Genomic DNA, 18,357 nt, shown 5'->3' on the forward strand with positions numbered 1-18,357 from the left:
AACATAAAAAACCTCCTGTATTCCTAATGTCATGCCGTAAGGCATGCCCACTAAGTATACAGGAGGCAGTGGAATGGTAAAGACAAATGCAGAGAGTGGTAAAATACGCTGCATTCGTTGGTAAAAAAGATTGCATTGGTGGTACAAATCAAATGCCGTACTCACCGGGACGGAAAGTGTCATCCGGGTAGCCGCTAGCAAGTCCTGCGGAAACAACAGCGTGAATACCGTCATGCGCCCAGTACTCAGACGAAATGTCTGTAAAGGAAGCATTCGATCCTTCTGCTTCAAAACCAAACGCCCGCTCGAGAACAACAGCCATCTGTGCACGGGTCAGCGTATCATTCGGGTTAAACTCATCGCCGTGCCCCATCATGATACCTTCATCGGCTACGGTGTCAATGTAGGCTTTGCCGTAATACTCCGAGCTGATATCATCAAATCCGGCATCCGGACGGTTGTCCGTTGAAAGATCCATCGCTCCTGTGATGATTTTCGCCGCCTGCACCCGCTTAATCGGTTCATTCGGGCCGAACGTTCCATCCATGTAGCCCTTGATAATATTTTCATCTGTCAGATGACTGATTTCGTTCACCGCCCAGAAGTCCGCGTTAATATCGGAATACATGTCTACGGCACTTGGGTTCATCGGATCCTGAGGTTCTTCCGGTTCTTCTGATCCATCATTTTCTTCTTCCTGGGCGAACATCTCCGGCATCTGCGTCACAATCGCACCGGATAGGGCTGTGCCAATGGTGGACATGCGCTCGCCGCCTTCATCAAAAGAGTTGTACGCCATCTCATAGTCTTCCATCACATACGACTCCACAACATCGATCACGTCCTGCTCATGGGCATTCAGCACCGATTCCGCCGTGTCGGCCGGGAGGTTGCCTTCTGTTGCTGTCTCCAGAAACATTCCCAGTTCCTCCGGAAAGTCCATCAGAAGACTGTCTGTTACTTCTTCCTTCTGCATGTCATCATTATTTTCGATGGCATTGCCAAGACCTGATGTATCTTCGTACTGGCTGGAGAAGATTTCTGCAAACTGAGCCGCTCCTTCTTCCCCGTAAATGGATTCAACAGCTGTCACCATTTCGCCGGCATTGGCTTCAAGCTTTTCACTTGCAGCTTCGGCACCATCGGCATTCTGAGACTCCTGCACGGCCGTCAGCACCTGATAGTCAAAATGAAGGCCGAGCAGCTGGTTGAAGGAAGCTCTGAGGTCAGCGGCCGGTGTCATCGCTTCGGTATGATTAAACATCTCCGGCATCTGCGTTACAATACCGCTGGATAGGGCGCCGCCGATCGTGTACATCTGCTTGTAGCCTTCATCGTAAGCAGCGTAGGCTTCTTCATAATCTCCGTTCACGAAATGCTTTGCTGTATTGATAACGTCCTGCTCATGAGCACGTAGCGCTTGTTCGGCTGTATCGGCTGGAAGATTGCCTTCAGTCGCCGTGCCGAGAAATCCGCCAAGTTCGGACGGGAAGTCATTCAGCAGCTGGTCTTTCACTTTTTCTCTCTCATCCATGTTTCCATTGCGAAGCGCCATGCCGAGTTCCGAACTGTCTTCGTACTGAGAAGAAAAGATATCTGCAAACTGGGAAGCTCCCTCTTCTCCGTAAATGGATTCCATTGCGGTTGTAATCTGCTGTGCATTTTCTTCGAGTCTCTCCCGCACCATGTCCGCATCGTCAGACTGACGGTACACTTTTACCGCGGTCAGCACCTGATATTCAAAGTGCGAAGCCAGCAGCTGACTTAGATTTGCTCTCAAGTCCGCGGCCGAGGTGGATACCGTCGGCTCCATCATGTCTTTTGATTCACTGTTGTCCGCTGCCATCGCCGCAGAAGGCACCAGCATGGACGCAGCCAGCGATATCGTAAGTATTCGTTTCCCTTTCATCATCAAACACTCCTTTTTGATTTGTTATACAGGGAAACGAAAAACATCCGCCTTTGGATCACTGCATGACGAAATTTTTTATAAAGAGATTTCAGTCTGCTGTGCTGCGTCTATATATAATAAGCATCTATACGATTAAAGGCAGCAAAAAAGTGGAACTCTTTTTATAGAAAATGATAAAAGGACGTGTTGAAATGGCGTATCGACAGATTCCAAAAGAAAAAGGGCTGGATCACACGCTTGATTTATTATCGGAGGGATTTCATTTTGTCCCGAACCGGCGTGACCATTTACAGTCTAATATCTTTCAGACCCGGCTGATGGGAAAAAAAGCAATCTGTCTGAGCGGGCAGGAAGCAGCACGCGTTTTTTATGACAATCGTTTTTTTAAAAGAAAAGGGGCTGCTCCAAAAAGAGTTAAAAAAACTTTATTCGGACAAAACGGGGTGCAGGGCTTGGACGGGGAGGACCATAAGCACCGGAAACGGATGTTTCTGTCGCTGATGACCCCCGACCGTCTACAGGAGCTTCAGACAATCACGCAAAGACTGTGGGCACAAAAAGCTGAAGAATGGGAAAAGGGTGACCAAGTTGTTCTGTTTGACGAAGCAGAAGAAATCATGTGCCGTGCGGCCTGTGAATGGGCCGGTGTGCCGCTGCCTGAAAATGAAGTGAAGCAGCGCACGACTGAATTCAGCCGTATGATTGATGCCTTCGGAGGCACAGGCTTCCGCTATAAAAAGGGAAAGAAAGCCAGGGAACGTTCCGAAAAATGGATCCAGCAGGTCATCAAACAGGTGCGCTACGGTGAACAGCAGCCGGCCCCTTATACAGCGGCTTATATCATCGCGATGCACTCAGAGAGAAATGGCCGGAAAATGGTTGCCGCTGCGGCCGCGGTTGAATTAATCAATGTGCTGCGGCCGATTGTGGCCATTGGGCGCTTCATCATGTTTGGAGCTCTGGCTCTGCATGACTATCCGGACCTAGAAGAAAAACTGCTTAATACGGAGAATGAGGAGTACTCCCGGATGTTTGTGCAGGAACTCCGGCGGTATTACCCGTTCGCACCGTTTACCGGCGCGGTCGTGCGAAAAGATTTTCTCTGGAATAAATACCGCTTAAAAAAAGGGACGCTTGTTATCATGGATATTTACGGAACGAATCATCATCCGGATCTCTGGGAAGACCCTGAAGTGTTTCGTCCGGAACGGTTCCGGGGCTGGGAAGGACACCCATTTTCCTTTATCCCGCAGGGCGGCGGCGATCATTATACCGGACACCGCTGTGCAGGGGAATGGATTACCATCATGCTCATGAAAACAAGCATGGAGTTTTTAACCGGACACATGACATATCAGGTGCCCGAACAGGATTTGCGTTATGACATGGCGCGGATGCCTACACTTGTGAACAGCGGCTTTATCATCGAAAATGTCAAGGCTCGTTAATCAACGTTAACTTTGGTAAACATCAGCACTGCGTCTCTCCTTTTGGTTCATGTAAACCAGAGAGGGGAGATGCCATGGCTGACTATTCTCTAACATGCAGGATATAATGAGAGACATAAATTCAGCGGGCCTTTACTTTTATATTTTTTCTTATTCCTCTAAATAAATTGAAATGACAGATATAGGGCATACGTTACAACGTAAACAAGAAACAATGTCATTAACCATTTACTAAAACGACGTATTCCTTTTAATCCCTCATTCAAAATACTACTGATGAACAATACAAGTGTACTACCTAACGCAACCATTGCGATAATGAATACAGATTGTTCCATATTTCTCCTCCTACACTTCGAAATAATGAATAAATTTCCGTTAACTCATCCGTGACTTCCGGGAGTATTTATACAGCCCAATCAATGAAAAACTGATATAAGTGAATAAGAGAAAACCTCCCCAAAACACAAGTTTTGCACTTTCATACCCCATAGCTGCATCATAAAATTGGATCGTTGCGCGATAAATAAACGAAAACGGAAACAAGATTGAAAAATCCGCGCCTAACAATACCGTTGTAATAAATATTGAACCAAGCCCTGCAACGACCACACTTAAAATGTTTCTCGTGGCAAATGCCAGCAGAGCCGCAATCGGAATAACCAGCAATGTTAATACAGTGAACAGAATCGATGTAAAAAATCTGGATAAAACGTCCATAACCCCTGTTTCTGTCCTGAAGAGCATCCAAAGCGTAAACAAATGAACCAAATGATTGATAAGTGATGTCGCCAGCAGTAACAAAAAGGTTGCGGCCATTTTCGAAAACATTAAACAGAAATTATGAAATGGGTAAGAGATCCAGTTTAACGTCGTACCATTTTGAAACTCCGTATAGAAAAAAAAGCCGGAAAAAATAAACACAAGAGCCGGAAATAATATGGCGTATTGGTTAAATACAAAGAAATAATAGTTACCAGGATCCATCGCGCCTGTTGCCAGCATTCCTCCGGTGTTAATCAGATAAGGGATAAAGCTGATCACTAATATAACGTATACCATTTTCTGTCGTTTAAGCTTCATGCATTCATTTTTCACTAACATACTCATTGGTTTCTCCCTCCGACAGCAGTTTTAAATATAAATCTTCCAAAGACAGTTCAAAGACATCGAGTCTTTCTATGGAAACCTGCTCTTTTATCAGAATTTCCTCGATTTCTTCCAGGGAAAGAGGAGAAACAAACTCGACCTGGTCCCCTTCACGCAGTACCATATGAGCTTTCAGCTTTGACATAAAATCCCGGTTCATCTCAAAGGGAGTACGAAGTTTATACAAAAAGTTGTCCGATACATCCATGTTGATCGTTTCGAATATCACTTCCCCGTGATTTATAAAAATTAATTCATCTGCCATTAAATTGATCTCATTCAACAAATGACTGGAAATAACGATCGTTGTATTGTTTTGTATCACTTCTTTAATAAGCATTTCCCTTACTTCCTTGATCCCATGAGGATCCAATCCATTGGTTGGTTCATCAAGGAGTAGCAGCATCGGCTGATGGGAGATTGATCTTGCTATGCCCAGCCGCTGCTTCATCCCGAGTGAAGTATCGGAAAACAATTTATCCTTTTCATTGTAAAGCCCGACTGTTTGCAACAGGGCATCGATACGCCCCGCGGTGAACTGCTGCTGCAGATATCTCAAATGCAGAACCAAATTTTCCGATAGAGTCAAATTATCGTAAAACCCGGGAAACTCAATGATACTGCCGATGCCTTTCAGTAGATCATTCCCTGGATGGTTATATAAATTTTCTCCCTGGAAATGGACGGTTCCGGATGTAGGTTGAAATACTCCCAATAACGTTTTTAACAATGTTGTTTTTCCAGCTCCGTTAGGGCCGAGCAGGCCATAGATCTTTCCTTTTTCAAAGGAGAGGTTCACGTCTTTTAGAATTTGTCCTTTTTTCATTTCTACATGAACGTTTTCCGTTGTTAACAAAGAGGACATTGGTCTGCACCCGCCTTTCGATTTACTGCCATTGTAGCTGGCGAAGGTTAAATCGAAGTAGGACGTGAGGTTAAAATCAGGTTAAAAAATGACTGACGGCACATGTAAAAAAACTGACTTCCTAATGAAGGAAAGTCAGTTCTCTTTTGGGAGAATGGTGATTGTAGTACCACTGCTGCCGGTGGATACTCTTTTTTCAAGCTCCATCTGTTCCAGCATCATGTCGACAATAGATAAACCGATGCCGGCGCCGCTTTTCCCGGAGGGGTGGTGCATTCCTTTTCCCCGGTCCTGGATTTCCAGCATCGATGTTTCTTTTTCCGTCCTCACGGAGACATATTTTCCTTCCGCCGCATGACGCAGGACATTCTGCAGAAGGTTATCCAAAATCCTTCGGAACCATATTTCATCCACATTCCAGTGGATAGGTTCCTGTAACGCTGCATCCATCTCAAAGTCCTGCTCTTCAAGGACTGGATACCAGGCGATCAAAGAAGAGCGGACAAGTGCTGCGATATCCTTCTGCTTTCTGTTCATCGGCAGTTTTCCCTCACTTAATACGGTGAACGAGGAAAGGTTATCGATCAGTTCTGAAAGAAAAACGATCTTTTCATTGATGACGTGAACCGATTCTGCCATATCTTCCTTTAATTCATGCTGATTCAGTTTGTGTACATGACCGTTCATGATAGACAGAGGTGTCCGTAAATCATGCGATAAGCTCGAAATGAGACGTTTCCGAATCAGCGCTTCCTGTTTTTCTTTCTCATGGCTTTCGTTTAATTGTTCGACCATTTGGTTAAACGAATGTTCCAGCTGCCCTATCTCGTCCTCTTTTTCTATTTTCATTCTGGACGGGATAAGCTGGTTTTCATTGATTTCCATTTTTTCCTGCATTCTTACCAGACGTTTTCTCGTGCGGTTAAAAAACAGCCAGGAAATATAAATAAACAAAAACCAGAAGGACCCTATGGCAATGAACCAAATCGTGGAGTATTGATACTGCCCTACTCCAATGTTCGTTTCTAAATAAGAAGAAGGGATCTGCAAAAACGCATAGCCGCCGGCCTCTGCTCCCTGCAGATAGGCCGAGGTCGTGAAATACTCTCCACCACTGTCCTCCTCCACGTACTGAATCAGGCTGGAAACATCCCACTGCGTGCTCCCATTCTTTGAAGGGTCGTTTGACATCAGTAATTGACCGTTATCCTTTACCCAAAAGATAACAGAATCCGGATACCTATCCATATTCCGTAAGGATGATGTGATGTCCCGCGTTTCCTCTCCTTCCAGAGCATCTATCTCCCGGGCCCACGTTTCCTCTATTTCTTCCGGATCATAGTATTCTTCCGGGGAAAAATCAGCCAGCTGCGTAATGACAAGATAATATAGAAAATTAACACCTAAAAACGAGACGGGAAAGATTAAAACAGCCAACAGAATGATCAGTATGTATTTCGTTGATAACTTCACCGTCTCACCCTGTATCCCAACCCGCGGATCGTTTCAATAATCTCAGGATTCTGTGGATCTTTTTCGAGTTTCTGCCGCAAATAGCGGATATGAACGGTTAACGTTTTATCCCCTTCGATATACGGCTCCTGCCATACATTCGAATAAATCTGTTCTTTCGTTAAAATGTGATTGGCGTTTTTAAGGAGATAGCGAAAGATCTTAAATTGTTTCTCCGTCAGGATGATTTCTCTTCCCGTCTCTGTATTTACAATATGATTAGCGTTCAGATCAATGCTCAGGTGCCGTAGTGTCAGGGTGTCCAATCTGACTTTGTCGTACCGCTTCAACAGAATATCAATCCGCAGCAGCAGTTCCTCCGGATGAAACGGTTTCGTCAGATAATCATCGGCAAATCCAAGGCCGGTAAGCTTATCCTCAATGGCAGTCCGGGCGGTTAAACAGAGAATGGGAAGACTGCTGTATTGTCCGCGTATCCGCTTCCCTAACGTGAAACCGTCCAGACCTGGAAGCATGATATCCAGCAGTAAAAGGTCCGTATCAGGCAGGTGGTCTTCCAGCTGCTGCCCTGATCGTAACCACGTGCATTCATACCCTTTGTCATGAAGATCATGTAGGACCAAATCAGCTATTTCCTTGTCATCTTCCACATATAAAATATGATTTCCCACCAGCGCCTCCCCCTCGTATAAAAATGTTATTTCTCACGGCTGTTGATTATCCAAATATAGGAAGCGTTTCGTTGGACTCCGCCTTTCCTGCCCGCTTTCCGCGGGCGTCGCCTCAGCTACATACCGGAAGGAAGATCGGCTAAGTCCGGCACGTCCTGTGCCAACGCCGATCTGACTCACCTCGTATGAGCCTCCGGTGATCTTCGGCTGACGCTTCTCCCGCTGGAGTCGGGCAGACGGCTCCGCCCAACGAAAAAGAAGGGGGGATACATACTTTGATCACAGATGCACCCTCCTCATAGAACCTTTCCCCATTCCTTTATATGGTAAATCAACAGGCGTGGTTGTTTCTCTTTCTTTTAACATGAATCTGAAATAATTGGAATGGGTCTTCCCACCATTATTTTAAAAGGGAGGCAGGTTTTATCTTAAATAATCATCTAAAACGTCTGTTGTTTTCACTATTGCCTGTTCGAGTTCACGCGGGACATGCTCCATAGGGTGGGCTGCATTGAAGGTATGGGTGCCGCCTTCGATGATAGTGAGAGAATGTTCGGATGCGGCATCGCGCATTTTTTCCGCGCCTTCCTGCAGCCAGCTGCCATCCGCGTCACCCTGTATGATATGCAGAGGAGTATCCATCCCGCTTATTATGCTCAGAATGTCGAATCGTTCTCTGTTGGCTTCGATATCCTCCAGCAGATTGGCTTTGATCGCCATATCCTGGTTCGTACGTTTATTCGCAATGTACCCGGCACCTTTTTCACGGATTTCCTGTTTCAGTTCCTCCCCGAGAAAATCGACATCCGCGACACCGTTCCAGGTAACCACTGCTTTGACCTCCGTGTGTTCAGCAGCAAAAATAATGCTCGTCGCACCGCCCCGGCTGTGCCCGACAATGCCTGTGCGGTCCGTATCGAACATATCCGAATACGGAAGGTCCCCGTCTTTTGCTGCCTGAAGCAGCGCTTTCAGATCTTTCAGCTCCCGCGTATACGTATTTACCGCGAATTTGTCGAGTTCATCAAAGTCTTCCTTATCCACCCCGTTGCAGGAAAAGTTGAAACGAATCGCGTAATAACCGCTTGCTGCCAGTTTATCCGCAGTATACGGGAAGAAGTTCCAGTCTTTGTGTCCTTTAAATCCGTGGCAGATAATAACGACGGGACGTTTTGTTTGTTCTGCTGGAGTATGGACGTCTCCGCGGACAAACAGATTATTTCCAAGGTCGATCGTAAACGACTGCTGTTCGGTAGATGTCATCGTTCATCTCCTCCTTTTCTGTATCGTATCATATATTTTTTTCATCCTCTGCCGGTGCTCAAGGAAAAAAAAGAAGGTACAACGGGTAATTGAAGAAAAGTACGAATCCGGTCTTTCGCTTGAGGATAAGAGTAATGATAGTAAAAAACCTTCTAATTAAAAGGGCAGGTTTTCATCCATTCTAGTTGTCTTTTGTTCCTTTTTTGTTTTCGGTTCATCTCCTTTATCGGGATTTGATTTGACTTTCCCAAACTTTTCTTCATATAAATCACGAACCCATACTTTCACCGGCGCTTTCCATGACTGGGAAGGAGAAGGTATATTTTTCACTAAGCTCTTTGGTGTCATACCGAGTTCTTTTGCCATGTGAATGTCACCCTGGGTCAAGCAGCAGCGTTTTTTCGCTTCAGACCAATCGATATTTTTCTTATTCTTTCCCAATTATTTTCCTCTCCTCTACACCATAGATGACCATTATTTGCATAATAAATGGTTTAGGAATAAACCCAGAGCCACTCACTATATATTTCAATGAATTTGCTGTTCTCATTATTTTTATCCACGATGATATCTGCTAAGGGAAGTATCGTTTTTTTCTTTCCGTCTCTGCATTCTACTAAAATACCGTAAAATTCATCCACTTTCATCTTTTGGTCTAATCCAACACAGGTGACCTCGGTTCCTGCCAGCTGCAAAGGGCCCACTTCTTCTTCATACACCGCCGGAAAAGGAAAACTCATATGCTGGAATAGGTAGTTATAGAATAGCTGCTGTCTTTCATGCGTTACGCCGAGCATCTCAATCAGATCATTTTTCATATACAACTTTTCTATGTTCAGTTCTTTTCCGGCTATTATTTGAGCTGCTACGACCTCCATTTCATCTATCATAACAAGTTCATCCTGCTCCTCTTCCTTGACCGGATCCCGGGGTGCAAAAAAATCATTTATCATCGTCCACGTGTCAAATGGATTATTATCTTGTATAGATGCCGTGGCGAATTCATTGTCAAAATAACTCATTTTAAACATGTCTCTGATTTTTTTTGATTTCTGCCCGGTGGTACTTTTCTTTGTGTTAAAAAACGTGTTAATATCATCCACCGTAGCATAAGGCTGGCTCTGCTTATCAAATAAAAAGTTGATCGTTCCCAAGGCATGTATAACAGCTGCTGCCCAAATTTCAATTTTACCTGCCACAAAAGGAACTTCTCTCTTTCTAGCCATCTTATTTATCAATTTTTCAATGATTTCATCATACTCTTCATTCAAATATGCTTGACTGAAATCTTTCGTTAACCGCATCAGTTCCGTTTTCTTTTCCTTTACTCTTTCCTTATATTCAGCCATAATATCCTCCCTTACTCCTCATTGTGTTTTTAGTATCCATCTGTGCCGCCCCCGCCGTTAGTGGTGATATACTCTATTATCTCTCTAATGGCTATTATAAAATACAATCCTCATATTTTGGGATTTTCTAATCTTCATTTCAATCTTTCTCCAGATTCATCCTGCAGCTTGCGATCGGAACAGTGATACCAGTTGAAATATTTCTATTTTCTTCTCCCAGTTACGTTTAGCCAGTTCGCAAGTACGATAAACGTCGTTATGAGACGTTCTACGTTGCGTTTGACTGAGGACGCAGCCGGCCAAACTGTCCTATGAACCATTCATACTTACGTTTACGGTGTTTTTGCTCCGCAATTTGGCCGTGGGGGATAAAAAAGTCGTTAACCGGCTGCCTAACCGCTGCGCTTTTGACACAGTTTATGAAATAAAAGCATTTATGACTGCAGGAAATGCTCGAAATATTCGACACTATTTCCCGGGAAATAGTTTTTTGGTGCCGGCTGCTGAAAGAACTCGAATGACGAAGCATCCCCCGCCGTCCAGCCGCATTACCTTAAAAAGGGCATTATGATTAGCTCATAATGCCCTTTCTGTTTACTTGATGGGTATTGTATACTCGTCTGCCTGTGTGCTTTGCTTCTTACCGTTCAACACTAAATCTCCGCTTATATAACCCGGGAAATACAGTGTGACGTCACGGTACGGCAGGTCGTAGGAGCCATTTGAGTGCAGCTTCACTTCGACGTCCGCACCACTCGTCTGTACATTCACCTCATTGATTGTATACACATTTTCTTTGTAGTCATTCGACGCGCCGTCGTCTTCATAATGCCGGAGCTGCACGTCCCCGTCTTCCTGAAGCGGAAAACAGAGGTAACCGCGCTGCTCGCTCTCCTGCATTTTATCTTCTTTCGAATCGACCGGTATAATGGAGCCGGCCTGGGCGAATAATGGAACACGATCCATCGGAGCGTCCACGATGATGGTCTGCCCACTATGGTAATACGCTCCTGTATGCCAGTCGTACCAGCCTTTTTCGTTGACGGGCAGGTACACACCAATCGTCTCCACTCCTTTTTCCACAACGGGAGCCACAAGCACATCTTCTCCCAGCATAAACTGATACGATTCTTCGAATGTCTTTTCATCGTGACTGAATGAATAAAACATCGGGCGAATCATCGGTGAGTAGTGATCATGCGCCTCTTTCATGAGCTGATACAAATAAGGAATGAGTGTTTCGCGGAAGTCCATCAAACGTTTGATTGGTTCGATATATTCCGGATACATCCATGGAACGTTGACCGATCCGTCGTCATTCCAGGAATGAATCGTAAACCTTGGATGAACGATACCATTTTGAATCCAGCGGATAAACAGCTCCGGTTCCGGGGCGCCACCGGCAAAACCTCCGACATCATGACCGAAATTGTACACACCGGAAAGGCTCAGCCCGATACCGGTCAGTACATTGTATTTCAGTGAATCCCAGCTCGTGTAATTATCCCCCGACCACGTTTGGGCGTAACGCTGCAGTCCGGGGCCGCCGGATCTTGTGATCGCATACGGGCGCGCGGACGGAGTGAATTCTTTCTGCGCATCGAGCGAAGTTTTTGTCATGAGAAGCGACAGAACCGGGCGGGCATCTTTCATCTTCATCTCATTTCCGAACCCGTGGAGCTTTGCTTCGCCGTCCCATATCTCGAATTCATTGTTATCGTTCCATGTGGACTCAATCCCGTAGGACAGCAGCTGCTCTTTCACTTTTTCTTTCCACCACTCCACTGCGTCCGGATTCGTGAAATCGATGTAAGCGCCGAGATCGTCCCAAAACTGAACGAGTTCTTCTTCATCACCTTCTCTGTTTTTCACGAAATATCCCTTCTCCTGCAGCTCATTGTACAGTGGGTGGTCCTGCAGCAGCGCCGGTTTAATGTTGGCGCAAAGATTCACGCCGTGTTCCTTGTAATGCGACGCAAACGCAGCCGGGTCCGGAAACTTGGATGTGTTCCAGTTGAAAACGTAACGTTTGCCGTCGATGGACGTATAACCGGATGACAGCTGAAAGGAGTGGCACGGAATTTCATAAGCCTGGGCATCCCGGATAAACTGATTCATCTGCACCTGTGCATCGGGAGCATCGGTATAGGTCATCGTCGACCCGGAATAGCCAAGACTCCATTTCGGGAAAAAGGCGGTCTGCCCCGTGAGCCAGGAGTAGGTTTCGACTACTTCTGCTGCGTCCCGGCCGCTGATCATATAATAATCGAGTGGTCCGGACTCTGCATGGTAATAACGGTAATACCCATGATAGTTATCGAGTTCTTTCCCCATGTCAAAAACACTGGTGGATAGATTGTCGTAAAACATGCCGTACCACTGCTTGTCCTTTGTTCTTGTCATAAAAAAGGGAATGTGTTTATACAACGGATCCGTTAAATAAGGGTCATACCCCATCGGATCCATATTCTGCATGCGGTAACGGTGTCCGTGGCGGTTTAACGGACCAGCCTTTTCTCCAAGTCCGAAAAACATGTCCTCCGATGTACGTTTCATGTAATGGAGCCTGCCGCTGCCAAGGGTCCCATCCAGATTATAGCTCTGCGTGTCCCGGTCGCGCGCGATTTCGTTCCAACTGCCATTTTGTTTTTCATACCAGGTGAACTGCAGGGAATCCAGCTTCATATGCAGTTTCAACCGCGACGTCAGCACTTCATATTCGTCATCATTCACTTGATTGATGGAATAGGCCGGATTAGTAAATGGCGAGACGTCCAGACGTTCACGTCCTTCATAAGGAACATCTTCCATACCTGGAGCCACACTCCAGGTCGGCAGCGGGTCTTCGTTCAGGTCTTTGATGTAAATGCGGAAGATATTTTCTTCCAGAATGAAGATCAGGATTTCTGTATCTTCTGCTGCGTTTATCAGCCGGAGAGAGGAAGTCTCCTCTCCCAACTGCCAATGGAAACGATGCGCCTTTTTATTCATGGTTTCCTACTCCTTTACAATAAATTCAAGAGCTGCGGCAGGAACAGACTAATCTGCGGAATATAGACCACCAGCAGCAGTGCGATAATAAGGGCAATAAAGAATTTCACGAGCGTCGGTATGACTTCCTCTATAGAAACTTTTCCAACACTGCTTCCTATAAATAAGGCACTTCCAACCGGAGGGGTCATAATGCCGATCGCCAGGTTAAAGATGAGGATAATACCGAAGTGAACGGGATCCACTCCCATCTGTGTGGCAATAGGCATGAAAATCGGTGTAAAGATCAGAACCGCCGGCGTAATGTCCATGAAAGTACCGATAATCAATAGAATAACCATCATCATAAATAGTACGATAATCTTATTCTCTGAAATGCTGAGCATCGCATTACTGATTTCGGCAGGGATACCGGTAATCGTCATCGCCCACGACATGATGGAGGACGCTCCGACAAGAAATAGAACAATACCGGTCATCGACACTGTTTCCGTCAATATTTTAGGAATATCTCTCCAGCTCAGGGAGCGGTAAGCAAGCGCCAGCAGTGCAGCGTAGATAACAGCAATCGCCGCCCCTTCTGTCGCAGTGAAAATGCCGCCTACGATACCTCCGATAACTACGACAATCATTAATAGACTCGGGATGGCATCCAGTATGACCTTGACTTTTTCCCGGAAAGGAATCGGATCCGCTACCGGATACTGTTCTTTTTTCGCAATAATGTAAGCGACAATCATAATGGACAGTCCCATCAGAATACCTGGAAGGTAACCAGCAATAAAGAGGGCCGAAATCGATGTCCCTCCGCTCACAAGAGAGAAAATAATCAATGCGCTGCTTGGAGGAATCAAAAAGCCGGTAGGTGAAGATGCAATGTTGACCGCTGCGGAATAACTTCGTTTATATCCTTCCTGGGCCTGAAGCGGAGACATAACACTGCCAATCGCAGCGGCTGCTGCCACTGCCGAACCTGAAATAGAACCAAACAGCATATTTCCGACTACGTTTGTATGGGCAAGCGAACCCGGCAGGCGTCCGGCAATCAGTTTTGCCAGATTGATAAGACGGATCGCAATACCTCCGTTATTCATAATACTTCCGGCTAAAATAAAGAATAAAATGGCAAGAAGTGCGAAACTGTTCATACCACCTATTAGATTCTGAGCTGCTGTGAACAAAACAATATCAGCAGGCACAGCAATCAAGCCCGCAGCCAGAGAGGCGATACCGATACTCACCGAAATCGGAACCCCGACTCCCAATAATACAAAAAACGTTGCAAATAGTGCTATCGCAGCTTGTAAGGCCATCTTTCCTTCACCTACTCTCTAATGACTTCTCCGTCTGATTTGCTGCTATCCTGCTGCTCAGCCATTTCCTTTTTCCGCTCACTGATATTAATAAGCTGGAAAAATATAATAAGCGTTCCCGACAGAGGTAGAATCATATATACCCACCCCATAGGAATGTTAAGAATCGGTGTACGCTGTCCCATCGTAGAAGTGGCAAGATCCCATCCCCCGATAATAAGAACAGCTAACGTAAACGCGATAACCAATCCATCTATCAACCATTGCAGAGTAACGGCTTTATTATTCTTGAGCTTGTTTTTTAAGAATACAATCGCAAGGTGTTCATTTTTGCTGAATGCATAGGCAGCACCAAGCATCGCCACCCACATCAGCATAAATTTCAGCAGTTCCGTTGTATACGTGCTGGGATCTCCCAGTACGTAACGGGTAAATACCTGCCAAAATGCGCCGGCTACCATCACTACAGTTAAAGCCGCAGCAACAATCATGACGACACGGGCCACGGATTTCTTTATGTTGGTCAGCATAAACAACCTCCTTCATTCTTACTGTCTCATCGCTGTTTAAAAAAATGAGGCACTTTCCGGTTTTCGTTTTCATACACTTTTTTCATTTTCATTCACACGTACCATGCCTTCTTTTGTCATGATGCCGTCAGTATTTTAAACATGTTCTCCGATCAGCCGGCCGGATTCCTCCAATGCTTGATAACAGACTTTTACGGCATGCGACCTGACATTTTCGACGAACATGACAGGAGGCTATTTATGCAGAGGTTTTCAAAAATTGCAGGAAGACCGGTTTCTACCTTCGACTTCTGATATGTCTGTTTTCAAGCCTGATGTCCCCTTTTTGTTAACCAATGGAGAATTCACTGCCCCCGGTATCGGGGACAATGAATTCGGGAGACTTTCTATTCACGCAGTGCTTCAAACTCATCGAGAAGGTTTGCAACGGCTTCATCCTGACGATATTCTTCAATCATCGGCTGCACCGCTTCACGGAAAGGCTCTTTATCCACTTCGTAGAATTCTACGCCCATTTCTTTCGCCTGGGTTTTTGCCTCTTCTACGGTTTCAGCCCAAATTTCCTTCTGAGTTTCAGTGGATTGTTCTGCTGCGTTTTTCACAATGTCCTGCTGTTCGGAGGAAAGACCATTCCAAGTATCAGCGCTCATTACGACAATGTCAGGGATACGTGTATGCTCATCATAGGAGAATGTTTTTGCTACTTCTCCGTGGTTTCCGTTGGTCAATGCTGTCGGGTTACTTTCCGCTCCGTCAATGACGCCCTGCTGCAGGCCGGTATAGATATCTCCGTACGGCATCGGTGTCGGAGAACCTCCCATCTGCTCGACCATGTCAATCTGAGTTTGGCTGTCCATGACGCGGATCTTCAGTCCTTGAAGGTCGTCCGGATGCTTGATGGGCGTGTCTTTTGTGTAGAAGCTGCGGGCGCCGGAATCATAATACGTCAAACCGACGAATCCCTGATCTTCTGTGCTTTGATACAACTCCTGAACTGGTTCGGACTCCATGCTGTTATAGAAATGCTCCTGGTCTTCGAAGATATAAGGAAGACTGAACACAGCATATTCTGAAGCGAAGTTTTCAAGAGCACCGGCCGATACTTTTGTCATATCAATACCGCCGTTCTGCACCTGTTCCAGCACTTCGTTTTCAGAACCGAGGGTGCCGTTTGGGAAAATTTCAACACTCATGTTATCCGAATTCTCTTCCACCCGATCTTTGAAATCGACCAGCCCTTGATGCACCGGATGATCTTCGCCAAGATTGTGAGCCAGACGCAGGTTTTGTTCGCTGCCTGACGATGATTCGCTTCCGCTGCTTTCATCTGAACTGCCTGAGCTCTCCCCGCCGCTGTTTCCACATGCTGCACCAAACAAAAGCAGACTGCCTACACCAATTGCTTTCATATACTTTTTCATATTTACTCTCCCCTTTTTTGAAATCCTTTTCATAAGATTGATGTGTTTACCTTAAACGCCTGAATAAGCGGAAAATCCGCCGTCCACCGGTACGACAATGCCATTCACGAACCCGGATGCGCGCTCGTCCACCAGCCAAAGCAGGGTGCCGACAAGGTCTTCCGGAGTCCCGAACCGTTCCATCGGTGTCTGGGACAGGATTTTACCGGCTCGTTCGCTTGGGTTTCCGTCTTTATCAAATAATAAGTCCCGATTTTGTTCTGTCTGGAAGAACCCCGGTGCCATCGCGTTCACCCGTACACCAGCTGTAGAAAAGTGAACCGCCAGCCACTGGGTGAAATTGCTGATCGCCGATTTTGCTCCGCTGTATGCCGGTATTTTGGTTAACGGCTGCACAGCGTTCATGGACGAAATATTGAGAATCGCAGCACCTTCGTCCTGAAGGGCCATATCTCGTGAAAATACCTGTGTTGGAACCAGTGTACCGAGATAATTCAGCTGAAACAGCTCATTTACAGCTTCGGGTTCCAGATCAAAAAAAGTCTGGTTGTTTTCATCCTGTAGATCTTCCGGTGCAAACCGCTCATTTGTTGTTGTTGCCTTCGGATGGTTGCCGCCTGCTCCATTGATTAAGATATTACAGGGTCCGAACGTTTCCTTGACCTCTTCGTATACCTTTTGCAATGCCTTTTTGTCCAGTACGTCTACGCTGTATCCGAGACAATCACCTCCTTGATCCCTGATGCGGGCTGTCACGTTATCCACTTTTTCCTGGTTTCTCGCAAGGACTACTACCTTTGCCCCGGCGGCAGCGAGGGCTTCACTGAATACAGAACCAAGTACACCGCTGCCCCCTGTCACTACTGCTGTTTTGTCTGATAAATCTACGTGAAAAGGTAATTCCATGTGTCATTCTCCTGTCTGTTCATCAAGTGTATCGATAATGCCGTTTAGATACGCAGCCCCGAGTGCTCTGTCGTAAAGACCGTAACCGGGCCGTCCGGTTTCCCCCCATATCATTCTCCCGTGATCCGGGCGGATAGGGCCGGAAAATCCGGCTTCATGCAGTTTCTGCAGCAGTGCCGTCATATCGAGCGATCCATCTTTGATGGAATGAGAGGTTTCCTGAAACGACCGGGAGCCTGTCCATTTCACGTTCCGGGCATGGACGAAATGAATCCGTCCTTTTGCTGCTTCAATAATACCGTTCAAGTCATTGTCTGGATTCGCTCCGTAAGAACCGGTACAAAAAGTAATCCCGTTATTCGTACTGTCGACCCGGTGAAGCATGTGTTCCACATTTTCTTTGGTCGTTACCACACGTGGAAGTCCGAAAATGGACCACGGCGGATCGTCCGGATGAATCGCAAGCAGTACTCCCTCTTCTTCCGCTGTTGGAACCACCTGTTCCAGAAAATAAATCAGGTTTTCCATGAGCTGCTCTTCAGAAATGGACTGGTAGGCATCCATGATTTTCCTTAAGTCTTCTGTCTGATAGGACAGGTCCCATCCCGGCAGAGTCAGTTCCCCGCTCAGAGGATCCAGATGCTCAACTGTCTCTTCGTCGTATTTCAAGGAGTTCGATCCGTCGGGGAGCGATGCCCCAAGTTCCGACCGGGTCCAGTCAAATACCGGCATAAAGTTGTAACAGACAGTGCGGATGCCGGCCCTGGAAAGATTGCGCAATGTTTCTTTATAATTCTCAATCCATTTGTCCCGGGAAGGCGCTCCCATTTTAATGTCTTCATGAACGGGGACACTTTCAATAACGTTCAGTTCTAAATCATGGGCTTCCACCGTCTGCTTCAGTTTCTCGATTTTCTCCAAAGGCCAGACTTCGCCCGGCGGGATGTCATACACTGCGGAGACAATCCCGCGCGTATCCGGAATCTGCCGGATATGTTCAAGGGTGACCGGATCATCTTCTCCGTACCACCGGAAGCTCATTTCCATAGGCTTCTCCCTCCTTTTC

At 46.2% G+C, this 18,357-nt stretch carries 15 protein-coding genes; 1 reads left to right on the top strand and 14 read right to left on the bottom strand.

Annotated elements, in window-relative coordinates:
* Window positions 1-148: 148 nt before the first annotated feature.
* The gene (locus BM058_RS05895; protein WP_090926112.1) at window positions 149-1,912 is read right to left on the bottom strand and encodes an S-layer homology domain-containing protein; all 1,764 of its coding nucleotides are present in this window, start codon (window positions 1,910-1,912) and stop codon (window positions 149-151) included.
* 191 nt (window positions 1,913-2,103) lie between these two features.
* Here BM058_RS05895 and BM058_RS05900 point away from each other — a divergent pair, with 191 nt between their 5' ends.
* Window positions 2,104-3,360 (top strand): cytochrome P450, encoded by a 1,257-nt coding sequence (locus tag BM058_RS05900; RefSeq protein ID WP_245736861.1) that lies wholly within the window; start codon window positions 2,104-2,106, stop codon window positions 3,358-3,360.
* A 378-nt stretch (window positions 3,361-3,738) separates the two neighbouring features.
* On the opposite strand, the gene BM058_RS05910 is transcribed toward BM058_RS05900, so the two are convergent.
* The 13 genes from BM058_RS05910 to uxuA all read right to left on the bottom strand — a co-directional run bounded on the left by BM058_RS05910 (window position 3,739) and on the right by uxuA (window position 18,338).
* On the bottom strand, window positions 3,739-4,470 hold the full coding sequence (locus BM058_RS05910) for an ABC transporter permease (RefSeq protein WP_090926115.1): 732 nt from the start codon (window positions 4,468-4,470) through the stop codon (window positions 3,739-3,741).
* On the bottom strand, window positions 4,448-5,374 hold the full coding sequence (locus tag BM058_RS05915) for an ABC transporter ATP-binding protein (protein WP_090926116.1): 927 nt from the start codon (window positions 5,372-5,374) through the stop codon (window positions 4,448-4,450). The genes BM058_RS05910 and BM058_RS05915 overlap by 23 nt, the downstream gene beginning before the upstream one ends.
* Window positions 5,375-5,509: 135 nt before the next feature.
* A complete protein-coding gene (locus BM058_RS05920) occupies window positions 5,510-6,847 on the bottom strand; it encodes a HAMP domain-containing sensor histidine kinase (RefSeq protein WP_090926117.1) in 1,338 nt (445 codons plus the stop codon).
* Window positions 6,844-7,518, bottom strand: a complete 675-nt coding sequence (locus tag BM058_RS05925) for a response regulator transcription factor (RefSeq protein ID WP_090926118.1) — start codon at window positions 7,516-7,518, stop codon at window positions 6,844-6,846. The genes BM058_RS05920 and BM058_RS05925 overlap by 4 nt, the downstream gene beginning before the upstream one ends.
* Window positions 7,519-7,941: 423 nt before the next feature.
* Window positions 7,942-8,781 (bottom strand): alpha/beta hydrolase family protein, encoded by an 840-nt coding sequence (locus BM058_RS05930; protein ID WP_090926119.1) that lies wholly within the window; start codon window positions 8,779-8,781, stop codon window positions 7,942-7,944.
* Window positions 8,782-8,937: 156 nt separating this feature from the next.
* Window positions 8,938-9,222, bottom strand: a complete 285-nt coding sequence (locus BM058_RS05935; protein ID WP_090926120.1) for a hypothetical protein — start codon at window positions 9,220-9,222, stop codon at window positions 8,938-8,940.
* 53 nt (window positions 9,223-9,275) lie between these two features.
* Window positions 9,276-10,130 carry a DUF6398 domain-containing protein gene (locus BM058_RS05940; RefSeq protein ID WP_090926121.1) on the bottom strand — a complete coding sequence of 285 codons (855 nt, stop codon included), beginning with the start codon at window positions 10,128-10,130 and terminating at the stop codon, window positions 9,276-9,278.
* A gap of 594 nt (window positions 10,131-10,724) precedes the next feature.
* Entirely contained in the window at window positions 10,725-13,121 is a 2,397-nt protein-coding gene (locus tag BM058_RS05945; RefSeq protein ID WP_090926122.1) for a glycoside hydrolase family 31 protein, read from the bottom strand.
* 14 nt (window positions 13,122-13,135) lie between these two features.
* Window positions 13,136-14,434 carry a TRAP transporter large permease gene (locus BM058_RS05950; protein ID WP_090926123.1) on the bottom strand — a complete coding sequence of 433 codons (1,299 nt, stop codon included), beginning with the start codon at window positions 14,432-14,434 and terminating at the stop codon, window positions 13,136-13,138.
* A gap of 11 nt (window positions 14,435-14,445) precedes the next feature.
* Window positions 14,446-14,964, bottom strand: a complete 519-nt coding sequence (locus BM058_RS05955) for a TRAP transporter small permease (RefSeq protein WP_090926124.1) — start codon at window positions 14,962-14,964, stop codon at window positions 14,446-14,448.
* Window positions 14,965-15,350: 386 nt separating this feature from the next.
* Window positions 15,351-16,385: a TRAP transporter substrate-binding protein gene (locus tag BM058_RS05960; protein ID WP_090926125.1), complete on the bottom strand. Its 1,035-nt coding sequence runs from the start codon at window positions 16,383-16,385 to the stop codon at window positions 15,351-15,353.
* Between the two features lie 51 nt (window positions 16,386-16,436).
* A complete protein-coding gene (locus BM058_RS05965) occupies window positions 16,437-17,291 on the bottom strand; it encodes an SDR family oxidoreductase (RefSeq protein WP_090926126.1) in 855 nt (284 codons plus the stop codon).
* A gap of 3 nt (window positions 17,292-17,294) precedes the next feature.
* Entirely contained in the window at window positions 17,295-18,338 is a 1,044-nt protein-coding gene (uxuA, locus tag BM058_RS05970; RefSeq protein WP_090926127.1) for a mannonate dehydratase, read from the bottom strand.
* Window positions 18,339-18,357 lie beyond the last annotated feature (19 nt).

The organism is Salibacterium qingdaonense, assembly GCF_900114715.1.
Taxonomy (GTDB): domain Bacteria; phylum Bacillota; class Bacilli; order Bacillales; family Marinococcaceae; genus Salibacterium; species Salibacterium qingdaonense.

What these genes read in the sequence shown, in the direction of transcription:
- BM058_RS05895 (WP_090926112.1), bottom strand. Translation starts at nt 1,912, where the DNA reads ATGATGAAAGGGAAACGAATACTTACGATATCGCTGGCTGCGTCCATG.
- BM058_RS05900 (WP_245736861.1), top strand. Translation starts at nt 2,104, where the DNA reads ATGGCGTATCGACAGATTCCAAAAGAAAAAGGGCTGGATCACACGCTT.
- BM058_RS05910 (WP_090926115.1), bottom strand. Translation starts at nt 4,470, where the DNA reads ATGAGTATGTTAGTGAAAAATGAATGCATGAAGCTTAAACGACAGAAA.
- BM058_RS05915 (WP_090926116.1), bottom strand. Translation starts at nt 5,374, where the DNA reads ATGTCCTCTTTGTTAACAACGGAAAACGTTCATGTAGAAATGAAAAAA.
- BM058_RS05930 (WP_090926119.1), bottom strand. Translation starts at nt 8,781, where the DNA reads ATGACATCTACCGAACAGCAGTCGTTTACGATCGACCTTGGAAATAAT.
- BM058_RS05940 (WP_090926121.1), bottom strand. Translation starts at nt 10,130, where the DNA reads ATGGCTGAATATAAGGAAAGAGTAAAGGAAAAGAAAACGGAACTGATG.
- BM058_RS05945 (WP_090926122.1), bottom strand. Translation starts at nt 13,121, where the DNA reads ATGAATAAAAAGGCGCATCGTTTCCATTGGCAGTTGGGAGAGGAGACT.
- BM058_RS05950 (WP_090926123.1), bottom strand. Translation starts at nt 14,434, where the DNA reads ATGGCCTTACAAGCTGCGATAGCACTATTTGCAACGTTTTTTGTATTA.
- BM058_RS05955 (WP_090926124.1), bottom strand. Translation starts at nt 14,964, where the DNA reads ATGCTGACCAACATAAAGAAATCCGTGGCCCGTGTCGTCATGATTGTT.
- BM058_RS05960 (WP_090926125.1), bottom strand. Translation starts at nt 16,385, where the DNA reads ATGAAAAAGTATATGAAAGCAATTGGTGTAGGCAGTCTGCTTTTGTTT.
- BM058_RS05965 (WP_090926126.1), bottom strand. Translation starts at nt 17,291, where the DNA reads ATGGAATTACCTTTTCACGTAGATTTATCAGACAAAACAGCAGTAGTG.
- uxuA (WP_090926127.1), bottom strand. Translation starts at nt 18,338, where the DNA reads ATGGAAATGAGCTTCCGGTGGTACGGAGAAGATGATCCGGTCACCCTT.